The organism is Bacillus sp. NPDC094077 (assembly GCF_050279465.1).
Taxonomy (GTDB): Bacteria; Bacillota; Bacilli; order Bacillales; family Bacillaceae_G; genus Bacillus_A.
On sequence record NZ_JBNNUF010000036.1, the window covers coordinates 1 to 11,217 of the forward strand.

At 37.1% G+C, this 11,217-nt stretch carries 14 protein-coding genes and 2 pseudogenes; 2 read left to right on the plus strand and 14 right to left on the minus strand.

Annotated elements, in window-relative coordinates:
• Positions 1-209: 209 nt before the first annotated feature.
• Positions 210-428, minus strand: a complete 219-nt coding sequence (locus ACQKNR_RS28550) for a hypothetical protein (protein ID WP_000901144.1) — start codon at positions 426-428, stop codon at positions 210-212.
• Positions 429-612: 184 nt separating this feature from the next.
• On the opposite strand from ACQKNR_RS28550, the gene pdaB reads away from it, so the two are divergent.
• Positions 613-1,377 carry a polysaccharide deacetylase family sporulation protein PdaB gene (gene pdaB / locus ACQKNR_RS28555; protein WP_427322596.1) on the plus strand — a complete coding sequence of 255 codons (765 nt, stop codon included), beginning with the start codon at positions 613-615 and terminating at the stop codon, positions 1,375-1,377.
• A 129-nt stretch (positions 1,378-1,506) separates the two neighbouring features.
• On the opposite strand, the gene kbaA is transcribed toward pdaB, so the two are convergent.
• Positions 1,507-2,118: a KinB signaling pathway activation protein KbaA gene (kbaA, locus tag ACQKNR_RS28560; RefSeq protein ID WP_427322598.1), complete on the minus strand. Its 612-nt coding sequence runs from the start codon at positions 2,116-2,118 to the stop codon at positions 1,507-1,509.
• Between the two features lie 138 nt (positions 2,119-2,256).
• Between kbaA and gerD the strand changes: the two genes are divergently transcribed.
• Positions 2,257-2,874 carry a spore germination lipoprotein GerD gene (gerD, locus tag ACQKNR_RS28565; RefSeq protein ID WP_427322600.1) on the plus strand — a complete coding sequence of 206 codons (618 nt, stop codon included), beginning with the start codon at positions 2,257-2,259 and terminating at the stop codon, positions 2,872-2,874.
• Positions 2,875-3,041: 167 nt separating this feature from the next.
• Here the strand turns inward: gerD and ACQKNR_RS28570 are convergent, their stop codons facing one another.
• The 12 genes and pseudogenes from ACQKNR_RS28570 to ACQKNR_RS28625 all read right to left on the minus strand — a co-directional run.
• The gene (locus ACQKNR_RS28570) at positions 3,042-4,109 is read right to left on the minus strand and encodes a P-loop NTPase (RefSeq protein ID WP_427322601.1); all 1,068 of its coding nucleotides are present in this window, start codon (positions 4,107-4,109) and stop codon (positions 3,042-3,044) included.
• A gap of 141 nt (positions 4,110-4,250) precedes the next feature.
• Positions 4,251-4,964, minus strand: a complete 714-nt coding sequence (gene cwlD, locus ACQKNR_RS28575) for an N-acetylmuramoyl-L-alanine amidase CwlD (protein ID WP_427322603.1) — start codon at positions 4,962-4,964, stop codon at positions 4,251-4,253.
• Between the two features lie 66 nt (positions 4,965-5,030).
• Entirely contained in the window at positions 5,031-5,459 is a 429-nt protein-coding gene (locus tag ACQKNR_RS28580; RefSeq protein WP_193414590.1) for a DUF2521 family protein, read from the minus strand.
• 162 nt (positions 5,460-5,621) lie between these two features.
• The gene (gene rpsI, locus ACQKNR_RS28585) at positions 5,622-6,014 is read right to left on the minus strand and encodes a 30S ribosomal protein S9 (RefSeq protein WP_000079986.1); all 393 of its coding nucleotides are present in this window, start codon (positions 6,012-6,014) and stop codon (positions 5,622-5,624) included.
• Between the two features lie 21 nt (positions 6,015-6,035).
• On the minus strand, positions 6,036-6,473 hold the full coding sequence (rplM, locus tag ACQKNR_RS28590; RefSeq protein WP_001260793.1) for a 50S ribosomal protein L13: 438 nt from the start codon (positions 6,471-6,473) through the stop codon (positions 6,036-6,038).
• A gap of 152 nt (positions 6,474-6,625) precedes the next feature.
• The gene (gene truA / locus ACQKNR_RS28595; protein WP_098669550.1) at positions 6,626-7,369 is read right to left on the minus strand and encodes a tRNA pseudouridine(38-40) synthase TruA; all 744 of its coding nucleotides are present in this window, start codon (positions 7,367-7,369) and stop codon (positions 6,626-6,628) included.
• 14 nt (positions 7,370-7,383) lie between these two features.
• Positions 7,384-8,178, minus strand: coding sequence for an energy-coupling factor transporter transmembrane component T family protein (locus ACQKNR_RS28600; RefSeq protein ID WP_427322606.1), 795 nt, complete (start codon positions 8,176-8,178; stop codon positions 7,384-7,386).
• On the minus strand, positions 8,166-9,047 hold the full coding sequence (locus ACQKNR_RS28605) for an energy-coupling factor ABC transporter ATP-binding protein (protein WP_193414588.1): 882 nt from the start codon (positions 9,045-9,047) through the stop codon (positions 8,166-8,168). Before ACQKNR_RS28605 ends, ACQKNR_RS28600 begins: the two co-directional genes overlap by 13 nt.
• Positions 9,023-9,865: an energy-coupling factor ABC transporter ATP-binding protein gene (locus ACQKNR_RS28610; protein ID WP_427322608.1), complete on the minus strand. Its 843-nt coding sequence runs from the start codon at positions 9,863-9,865 to the stop codon at positions 9,023-9,025. Before ACQKNR_RS28610 ends, ACQKNR_RS28605 begins: the two co-directional genes overlap by 25 nt.
• Positions 9,866-9,951: 86 nt before the next feature.
• Entirely contained in the window at positions 9,952-10,314 is a 363-nt protein-coding gene (gene rplQ, locus ACQKNR_RS28615) for a 50S ribosomal protein L17 (RefSeq protein WP_000331490.1), read from the minus strand.
• Between the two features lie 35 nt (positions 10,315-10,349).
• Positions 10,350-11,138 (minus strand): annotated as a pseudogene (locus ACQKNR_RS28620) (DNA-directed RNA polymerase subunit alpha); the annotation flags it as partial.
• Positions 11,132-11,217: pseudogene (locus tag ACQKNR_RS28625) on the minus strand (30S ribosomal protein S2); the annotation flags it as partial. The pseudogenes ACQKNR_RS28625 and ACQKNR_RS28620, both read right to left, overlap by 7 nt.

The window sequence follows — 11,217 nt, forward strand, 5'->3', positions numbered from 1 at the left end:
CATCTAAAATAAAAATTGACGTTTCACGTTGTTTGTTTCGTTCAGTTTTCAAAGAACTACTCGGTCGCTCATTTGCGACTTCCTTATGTTAACATCTTCGTTTTTCGATGTCAACTAAGTTTTTCAATTTCTTTTTTGTCGTTTTCTGCTTTTCCGCATCAGCGACGTTTATTAATTTATCATATACTAACTATTAACGTCAACACTTTTTAATAAAAATTTCTTTTTCTTACATAACGAATACATTCTTCTGCATTAGCAACCCTCCGGAACAAACAAAAAATAATTTTATATCTTTCTTCCATCGCTTTTTTTACAACATCATGGATACGCTCATCTTCAAAATCAAATAAAAGTTCCTCTAACTCTCTCTTCAATATATATTCCATTTCTTTTCTCTCTTCTTTCGTCAACATAAGCCCAAGCAAATCATCACCTCAATAATCCCTTACGCAACAATAAACGTTCCGCTCATTTTCACTTATCAAAAACAAATCATCAAAATCCTATCATTCATTATATCCACTACTTACGATATTAATCCCTTGTTCTCTTTTTTATATTTTAAGCATATATGTAACTGAAAAGGATTGGACAAAGGGGCGTAATATTATGTTTTTCTTTTTTATTACGAGTAAAAGAACTTTTAAACACATTAGCTTAATAGTTATACTTTCCTTATTTACGGCATGGCTTCTCTTTTTAAAAACATATTCACATGAGTCTGCTTTTTCAACTGCTACAGGACCTAAGGTAATTTACAAAGGAGACACAGCTAAAAAACAAGTTGCATTCACGTTTGATATTAGTTGGGGAGACAAAAAAGCTATTCCAATCCTTGATACACTTAAAGAGAGAGACATTAAGAATGCAACCTTCTTCCTTTCTGCTGCATGGGCAGAAAGACACCCTGATATTGTTGAACGCATCATGAAAGATGGACATGAAATCGGTAGTATGGGCTATAATTACACATCCTACACTTCTCTAGAGGCAAATGAAATACGAAGAGATCTTTTACGAGCACAAGACGTTTTTACAAAACTCGGTGTAAAACAAGTCAAGCTATTACGTCCACCTAGTGGCGAATTTAACAAAGCCACCCTTAAAATCGCAGAATCACTCGGATACACTGTCGTTCATTGGAGTAATAATTCAAACGATTGGAAAAACCCAGGTGTAAATAACATCGTTTCCGCTGTCTCTAATAATTTGAAGGGTGGCGATATTGTCTTATTACACGCATCCGATTCTGCTCTTCAAACAAATAAAGCTTTACCACTGCTTTTACAAAAATTAAAAAGTGATGGATACGAGCAAATATCCGTATCACAACTTATTTCCAACACTAGTACGAAAAGTGAAGATGTAAAGTAGTTCCTTTCCTACTAGCCTTCACACATAAAAAGCTCTACTACCTTTCGATAAGGTAATAGAGCTTTTTTCTTCCCACTATTTCAGGTAGTACAACTACCACTGCGTAGAAATTCAAAAGACCTCTCTCAATTAAGCAGATTTGCTCGTTTTTCCGATTAAACGATGCAATATAAGTAACTGATATGCATTACATAATAAAAGTGGTATAACCATTAAATATAACCAATCTGTATCATTGATCCGAAGCGCTGGTACCCATTCAAGAATTGTTACAACAACCATAAAGAACAAAGCAGGCACAAATGCTTTTTTATTCGTTTCTTTACTTTTTACATAAGCGACAATCGCTCCAAACACAAATAACATTCCAGCAACAAGTATGTTATTCCCTAATGAAACTTCCCCATTTGCGATAAGTACAGATCTTAAATACACGAAATCAAATAACACGAATGCAATAAAGAAAAGTTGGACTGCATTCCATAAAGAAGATGAGCGGAACATCCCTAGTCCAAAACGATGGATTGTTAAATATGCAAAGAATCCCATTTGACTTATAACACTAAAAATAAATCCTACACCCATCAACCAGAAAGAAACTGCTAAAATTTCTTTTCCGTCGAAATTTTGAAAAAATTCAATGTACTTGTCCCACTCCAAAACAAACCCAATAATGACCGTACTAACCCCACCAAGAAACAACGTCGTTAAAAATAGTCGTACCCACTTGCGGCTATTCACAACACATCCCCCATTATTCTTATATTTCTACTTAAATTGTATCAATGACAATTTCAAAAAGCTAGCCATGTTCATGTATAAATTCCTTAAAGATATTTATATTAAAAAAGAGAACTGTGCTGAAAGGAGTTCCAACTTATGAAACGGATGCTACTCATTTTCGTTTCTTCTTTTCTACTTACCGCACTTGTAGCATGTGCACAAGGAAAAGAAACGAAATCCGAACTAGATTACGATCAAACAAAGAAAATGATTGTTGATATTTTAAAAACTGATCAAGGTAAGAAAGCTATTCAAGATGTATTAACTGATGAAAAGATGAAACAAGCACTCATACTAGATGAAACGGTAGTAAAGAAAACGATTGAAGATGCAATGGTATCCGACAAAGGGCAACAATTCTGGGAAAAGCTCTTTAAAGACCCTGAGTTCTCATCGAAATTCGCTAAAAGTATGGGAAAAGAACAAACAAACTTAATGAAAACCTTATTAAAAGACCCTGAATACCAAGCAGGCGTTATAGAAATCATGAAAAATCCGGAAGTAGAAAAAATGATGTTGCAAACAATGAAGAGTAAAGAATACCGTCAATATTTACAACAAGTACTTACAGAAACTGCTGAAAGCCCACTCTTCCAAGCTAAGATGATTGATATCATTAGTAAAGGTGTACAGAAGGCTGAAAAAGGCGGATCTGCTAAGAAAGAAGCAGGCGGTGAAGGTGGTTCTCAAGGTGAGAAGAAGGAACAAAAGTAAAAATAATAGCTATAATAATGAGTGGACAATATATACATTGTCCACTCATTATTACTTTTTCACGCTATTAACAGGCAGCAAGACTCTCCCTGTTAGGCGAGAAATCCACTACACACACAAAAACAATTAGTATCAGTAGCGGATGCCCCACTAATTAAAGTTTCATTTTATTTTTGTGTAACGGCTGTTTTATCAATTACCGTCTCAGCTATCTTACTATAAATAATACCCGTTGTATGTGTATCTTCATATACCGAAGGAGCAAAGTCCTCTTTATTCCAATCAGGTTGTTGAAGCGGAATGCGGCCAAGTACCTCTGTTTGTAATTCAGCAGCTAATTTATCTCCTCCACCTCTTCCAAATACATACTCTTTCTCACCAGTTACTTTGCTTTCAAAATATGCCATGTTCTCAACGACACCGAGAATACTATGTTCAGTACGCAACGCCATCGCTCCAGCACGCGCTGCTACAAACGCCGCTGTTGGATGAGGCGTCGTTACAATAATTTCTTTGCAAGATGGCAACATTGAGTGCACATCTAACGCAACATCACCTGTACCTGGCGGAAGATCAAGTACTAAATAATCTAAATCGCCCCATTCTACTTCTGTGAAGAAGTGGTTTAACATTTTCCCAAGCATAGGTCCTCTCCAAATAACCGGTGCATTATCTTCTACAAAGAATCCCATTGAGATTACCTTTACACCTAGACGCTCCACTGGAATTATCTTATCCCCTCTTACGATAGGACGTTTTTCAATCCCCATCATGTCTGGCACACTAAAACCGTAAATATCCGCATCAATAATACCAACTTTTTTTCCTAAACGAGCTAAAGCAACTGCAAGGTTAACGGAAACGGTTGATTTTCCCACTCCACCTTTTCCACTCGCCACTGCTAAAAATGTCGTTTTTGAATTTGGTGACAATAAAGATTCACTTTGCTCTTCTTCTTGTTGTGGTGCAAATTGAACTAATTCCTCTTCTGTAAATTCTGCAAAACGAAGCCCAACTGTCGCTGCTCCTAGTTCTTTTACTAACTTTACAATTCCAGACTGCAACTGCATTTGTTCCGCTGTACCGGTTTTTACAATTGCAATTTTAACACTCACATGTTCCTTCTCAGGCTTGACTGTTACCTCTTTAATTGCATTTGTTTCTTTTAACGTTTTATGTAAAAACGGATCTACAATCCCTTCTAACGCTTCCACTACTTGCTCTTTCGTTACCATAATTAGCCTAGCCCCCTGTATGAAAAATAACGTAATGTTAATTAAATTTCTCTCTTTATACCTAAATAAATGCGTTTACATTTCCAGTATAACATATTTTCCGAAAACTTCGTTAACGAGAAAACCTCAAAAAAATCCCCCTTATTCTGGAGGATTTCCTTTTTCCGTGAAATAACGTAATATACCACGATATATAGCAGCCGCTACCTTTTGCTGATATTTTTCCGAATTTAACATATACCTTTCGTTCACATTCGATAAAAAGCCAGCTTCAATTAAAGCGCCTGGTGTTTTCGCATACTTTAATAAATACACATGAGAAATCGTTTTAGCAGAACGGTTCGTATTTTCTAAACTCGTTCTCAATTCAGCTTGTATAAACTTCGCTGCACGCTCATTTTCAATTAAAGAACGATAATAGAACGTTTGTGCGCCTTTGGATCCACTGCTAGTTAATGCATTTAAATGGATACTCGCAAAGAAGTCGACATCAGGTTTATTAATAATCTCCACACGTCTTCTTAAATCCTCTGCCTTACGTCTACTATACGACTTCGTATCTTTGTTAGCTAAATCATAATCTCCTTCACGCGTTAAAATAACTAATGCACCTTGCTCTTGTAAATAATCTTGTACTTTTTTTGTAATTTCAAGCGTAATGTCCTTTTCTACAATATCCTTTCCACCAACAGCTCCTCCGTCTGGTCCACCATGCCCTGCGTCTAATACAATTACTTTCCCCGATAAGGGCAAATTCCAAGCTCGCCACGATTTTGTAATTTGAAATTCTTGTTTGACTAAAAAAAACAAAACAACCGCAGCGAGTGCAAAAGAGATAATTCGAATTCTCTTCATACCTTTCCTCCTCCAGCTAGTCCCTCTAATTACTTATATGGGACAAGAGGAAAGTTTATGCTTATCTTAATGTAGCTTTAATCGATATCTCCTTTCACCCTTTTCATATCCTTCCTGCCACCATAAGCTGATGAACTGCTGGCAGGATTCATAAAGTAACTCCTCGTCTTGTAATTTAATTTCTCGTAAAGTCATACTCGTTAAAAATTGAAATAACGTTTCCGTTAATTGCTGTTCTTCTTCTAAAGCTCTATATTTCACATCAAAGAATGATTCACCATAATAGCCAAATTTGCTATATCTTGCTCCTAATAAATAAGACTCTATCCCTAATTCAATACAATAATCTTCATACTGACGATGAAGCTCTTGCATCTGAAAAGCATCACGAATATTTGAACGCAATGTTTTTAATGATAGTTCTCGCAGCATCTTTCGTTCATATTTTAACTGCTTTTCTTTTTGTTTTTCTTGTAAGCTGACAATGACATTCATAGTACTTATAAACCTCCCTAATACATATTAGTCTAAACTTCTAAAGAAGAAGCATACGTAGGACGGTAGCACTAAAATATTCCAAACTATAAAAACTACAAAAGAGGAATGAAACATAAAAAAACCCCAACCAAAATGGTTGGGGTTTGTAGTTCGCAAAAATTAACGTTTTGAGAACTGAGGTGCACGACGTGCGCCTTTAAGACCGTATTTTTTACGCTCTTTCATACGTGCGTCACGAGTTAATAGACCTGCACGTTTTAGTGTTAGACGGTATTCTGGATCAGCTTTTAATAAAGCGCGAGAAATACCGTGACGAATAGCACCAGCTTGACCAGTGTATCCACCACCATTTACGTTTACAAGTACATCGTAGTTACCTAAAGTTTCTGTTGCAACTAGAGGTTGTTTCACTACTTCACGTAATGCAGCAAATGGGATATAGTTTTCAAAATCACGACCGTTAATGATAACGCGTCCTTCGCCTGGAACTAGGCGTACGCGCGCTACTGAACTCTTACGACGTCCAGTGCCATAGTATTGAACCTGTGCCAAAGTAAGCCCTCCTTTAATTGATTATCCGCGAAGTTCGTAAACTTCTGGTTTTTGTGCTTGGTGTGGATGCTCTGCTCCAGCATACACGTTTAATTTCTTAGATACTTGACGTCCTAAACGTCCTTTTGGAAGCATCCCTTTAATTGCAAGCTCTAACATTTGTACAGGGTAGTTTGTACGCATTTCTAGAGCTGTTCTTTGCTTAAGTCCACCTGGGTGGTTAGTGTGACGGTAGTAAATTTTATCGTTTAATTTATTACCTGTTAAATGAATTTTCTCAGCGTTAATAATAATTACATGATCACCCGTGTCAACGTGTGGTGTAAATGTAGGTTTGTTTTTACCACGTAAAATGGATGCTACTTCACTAGCTAGGCGACCTAAAGTTTGACCTTCAGCGTCAACCACATACCATTTACGCTCAACTTCGTTAGCTTTTGCCATAAAAGTCGTACGCATGTGTTTCCCTCCTCGTTATCTTTTCCATAGAAAAAATCTATTGTTTATCTTAAACACGATTTCCTTCCGGGGCTAATCGTGGTTTTAGAAACAATACCATATGTTATGATATACTTTTGAGTTTCTAATGTCAAGCAAATGTTACACCAGGATTAGTTGTTATAGTTTACCTGCCATAAGTAAAGCCCATGACCTGGAGCCATCTTTCCAGCAAACTGACGATTTTGTTTCGCTAAAATCTCTGGAATGCTATCAGGATCAAGCTTTCCTTGCCCTACGCTAAGTAACGTACCAACAATAATTCTGACCATATTATATAAAAATCCATTACCTACAAAACGAAAAATTAATTCATCGTCTTGCTCAATTAACTCGATTTCATAAATTGTTCGCACTTTATCTTTTTTGTCAGTTTTTGCCGAACAAAAAGAAGTGAAATCATGCGTTCCAATAAAATAAGGAATCGCTTTTCTTATAGCGTTTATTTCAAGCGGATATGGATATTGATATACGTAATTTCTACGGAATACATCCGCAGTCTTTGATAATAATACACGATAACGATATTCTTTTCTCTCGACACCGTAACGTGCATGAAATTCTTCTGTTTTCTTCTCTACTTGCCGAATAACAATATCATCTGGCAACATTGTGTTTAAAGCATTACTCCATTGCCACTCTTCAAGAGATAAAGGTGTATCAAAATGTATCACTTGTCCTTTTGCATGAACAGTAGAATCCGTTCTACCCGATGCCTGAACACGAACGAGTTCTCCTTTATGCAATTTCTGCAATGCTTTCTCTATCTCTTGTTGAACAGTACGATGCTGCGGCTGAATTTGATAACCACAAAAGTGCATGCCATCGTATGCAACCGTACATTTTATTCTATCCATTTCTCTATTCTCCATTACGATCGCACCCATGCCAAAATACAAGCTAAACAAAGTAAACTTATAATTGTTACTGTATCACTTGTTTTCCAGCGTAGTTGCCTAAATTTAGTACGTCCTTCGCCACTTCGATATCCACGAGCTTCCATCGCAATTGCTAAGTCCTCTGCACGCTTAAAAGCACTGATAAACAGCGGAACGAGTAGTGAGATAATAGCTTTCATTCTATCTTTTATCGGTCCCCCGGCAAAATCAATACCACGTGACGCTTGTGCTTTCATAATCTTACTCGTTTCATCCATTAATGTGGGGATAAAACGAAGAGAAATTGACATCATTAATGCGATTTCATGAACAGGAACTTTTATACGCTTCAACGGCTTTAATAACGTCTCCAAACCATCTGTAATTTCAATAGGTGTAGTCGTTAACGTTAATAATGTCGTCATTAGAATAATAACGAAGAATCGTATAGAAATGTATATCCCTTGTTCTAATCCCTTTTCATGTATAGAAAACCAACCAAGCTGGAATAGTACATCCCCCTCTTTATTTGTAAAAATATGCAGGAAAAATGTAAAAAGAAAAATCCATAAAATTGGTTTTAAGCCCGAAAGTACATAACGAATCGGCACTTTTGCAAAAAATAAAGCAATGAGTGCATATAAAAATAAAAATCCATATGAAATCGCATTATTTGCCAAGAAAACAACAAATACATATAAAAAGACAATCAGCAGCTTCGTACGTGGATCAAGTTGATGAATAAGTGAATTCCCTGGGATATATCTCCCAATAATCAACTGCTGCATGATTCATGACCACCTTTTCGTAACACCTGCACAACTTCATGAGTAAGATCCTCTAAAGATAAGGTAGCCTTCGAAATTGAAATACCAAACTTCTCTTCAATTGCACGTTTATACTTTAAAGACATTGGAAGGTCCACACCAATTTGTTCTAATTCATCAGCATGTGAAAATACTTCCTCCGCTCTTCCTTGCAAAAAGACCGTTCCTTTATGCATGACCACGATTTGATCTGCGTACTTAGCGGCATCCTCCATATTATGAGTAACAAGAATGACTGTAAGCCCCTGTTCTTTATGGAGCTTATAAAACATCTCCATGAGCTCGTGCTGTCCTTTAGGATCAAGTCCTGCTGTAGGTTCATCTAATACAAGCACTTCAGGTTCCATCGCAAGTACGCCTGCTATTGCAACACGCCTCATTTGCCCACCGCTTAACTCAAACGGAGAACGTGCTAATAACTCTATGTCCAATCCAACAAGCTGGATTGCATCTTTCGCCTTTTGTTTCGCCTCTTCTTTAGATACACCAAAATTAGTAGGCCCAAAACAAATATCCTTCTCAACAGTTTCTTCAAATAGTTGATGTTCTGGAAACTGAAAGACAACCCCTACTTTTTTTCGTAGTGGCTTAAGCTTCTTTTCTTTCTTTCCTGCTGAAATTAAATGTTCACCAATTTGAACCGTACCGTTTGTCGGCTGCAATAAACCATTTAAATGTTGAATCATCGTCGACTTACCTGAACCAGTATGACCGATAATGGCATAATAGCCCCCACTTGGAAACGACACGTCTACATCATAAAGTGCGCGTCTTTCAAATGGAGTTTTATATTGATAACGATGTTCTACTTTTTGGAATGTAATCTCCAAAGTTCGTTCACCAAGCTTTCCATTGTAAGATGCGTATTTTGCAAGAGAATTTCATTTCTTTTTAATAATTCTGCCATTTTTACTGAAAAAGGTACATCTAATCCAATTTCTTGGAGCATATGAGAGGATTTGAAAATGTGCTCTGGAGTCCCTTCCTCTAATATTTCTCCCTTATTCAAAATAATGACACGGTCTGACTGCGCCGCCTCTTCTAAATCGTGCGTAATTGATAACACAGTAATACCTTTTTGATTAACAAGTTGTCTAACCGTTTCTACTACTTCACGTCTTCCTTGGGGATCTAACATTGACGTTGCTTCATCTAATATTAAAATAGATGGTTGAAGTGCTAAAACGCCTGCTATTGCGACTCGCTGTTTTTGTCCACCAGATAACGAATGTGGTTCATCATTAAGAAAATCTTCCATACGGACAAGTTGCAGAGCGTGTTCTAATCTTTCTACCATTTGCTCTCTTGGCATTCCAATATTCTCTAAGCCAAATACAACGTCATCTTGTACTGTCGTTCCAACAAATTGATTATCTGGATTTTGAAATACCATTCCAATTTGTTTTCGAACATCCCATACCGTTTCTTCTGATAAGACCATTGTATTATTTACAGTAATTGTCCCTGATTCAGGCAAAAACAAACCATTCAATAATTTTGCAAGTGTAGACTTCCCTGAACCGTTTTGTCCGATAACAGACACCCATTCTCCTTCATATAAGGAAAATGAAACATCTTTTAATGCATAAGAGGCTGCCCCAGGATATTGAAATGATATGTTTTCTGTCCGAAGTTTCTCTTTTTTCAATACAAGGCACCCTTTCTTTCTGTATTTAAAAAAAAAGGGCCATGACCAGTTACTTGAAAAGAACTGTCCTGCCCTTTTAATTATCATTATACTAACTCGATAATTACCATTGGTGCTGCGTCTCCGCGACGTGGACCAATTTTTGCAATACGAGTGTATCCGCCTTGGCGCTCAGCATAGCGTGGAGCTACATCAGCGAATAATTTTTGAAGTGCATCTTGACCAGTCTCAGCGTTAGCAACTTCATTGCGAATGAAAGCTGCTGCTTGACGACGAGCATGAAGATCTCCGCGTTTACCTAAAGTGATCATTTTTTCCACTACAGAACGAAGTTCTTTTGCACGAGTTTCTGTCGTTTGGATGCGCTCGTTGATAATTAAATCAGTAGCTAAGTCACGTAACATAGCTTTACGTTGCGCACTTGTACGGCCTAATTTTCTGTATGCCATTCGTAGTTCCCTCCTTTGTTGATGGGTTTAAATCCTCAGTCGTCTTTACGTAAACCTAAACCTAATTCCTCAAGTTTATGTTTAACTTCTTCTAAGGATTTACGTCCTAAGTTACGAACTTTCATCATATCTTCTTCTGTTTTGTTCGCAAGTTCTTGTACAGTATTAATTCCTGCACGTTTTAGGCAATTATAAGAACGAACAGAAAGATCTAGTTCTTCGATAGTCATCTCAAGAACTTTCTCTTTTTGATCTTCTTCCTTCTCGACCATAATCTCAGCATTTTGTGCTTCATCAGTTAAACCAACAAAGATATTTAAATGCTCAGTTAAGATTTTGGCACCTAAAGAGATAGCTTCTTTTGGCCCGATGCTTCCATCCGTCCATACATCAAGCGTAAGCTTATCATAATTAGCCACTTGTCCGACACGTGTCTTTTCCACTTGGTAAGTCACACGTGATACTGGAGTATAAATAGAATCAATAGGAATTACTCCTATTGGTTGATCTTCGCTTTTATTTGCATCAGCTGGCGTATACCCACGGCCACGCTTTGCAGTTAAACGCACGCGGAAATGCGCATCTTTTGCTAACGTTGCAATGTGTAAATCTGGATTTAAGATTTCTACATCACTATCGTGAGTAATATCAGCAGCTGTGACAACACCTTCGCCCTGTACATCAATTTCCAACGTCTTCTCTTCTTCAGAGTAGATTTTAAGAGCTAACTTTTTCAAGTTTAAGATGATCGTTGTAACGTCTTCTACTACGCCCTCAACTGTTGAAAATTCATGTAATACGCCATCGATTTGGATAGCTCTAACTCTTTTTTAAGTTGAACAACTTCTTTCTTAGGAAGTACTTCGAAAGTACCATCTTCTTGCATTCTTTCGATGTCTTTAA

Coding starts and splice junctions, on each gene's coding strand:
- cwlD (WP_427322603.1), bottom strand. CDS start 4,964: ATGAAGAGAATTCGAATTATCTCTTTTGCACTCGCTGCGGTTGTTTTG.
- gerD (WP_427322600.1), top strand. CDS start 2,257: ATGAAACGGATGCTACTCATTTTCGTTTCTTCTTTTCTACTTACCGCA.
- ACQKNR_RS28570 (WP_427322601.1), bottom strand. CDS start 4,109: ATGGTAACGAAAGAGCAAGTAGTGGAAGCGTTAGAAGGGATTGTAGAT.
- truA (WP_098669550.1), bottom strand. CDS start 7,369: ATGGATAGAATAAAATGTACGGTTGCATACGATGGCATGCACTTTTGT.
- ACQKNR_RS28580 (WP_193414590.1), bottom strand. CDS start 5,459: ATGAATGTCATTGTCAGCTTACAAGAAAAACAAAAAGAAAAGCAGTTA.
- rplQ (WP_000331490.1), bottom strand. CDS start 10,314: ATGGCATACAGAAAATTAGGCCGTACAAGTGCGCAACGTAAAGCTATG.
- rplM (WP_001260793.1), bottom strand. CDS start 6,473: ATGCGTACGACTTTTATGGCAAAAGCTAACGAAGTTGAGCGTAAATGG.
- pdaB (WP_427322596.1), top strand. CDS start 613: ATGTTTTTCTTTTTTATTACGAGTAAAAGAACTTTTAAACACATTAGC.
- ACQKNR_RS28600 (WP_427322606.1), bottom strand. CDS start 8,178: ATGCAGCAGTTGATTATTGGGAGATATATCCCAGGGAATTCACTTATT.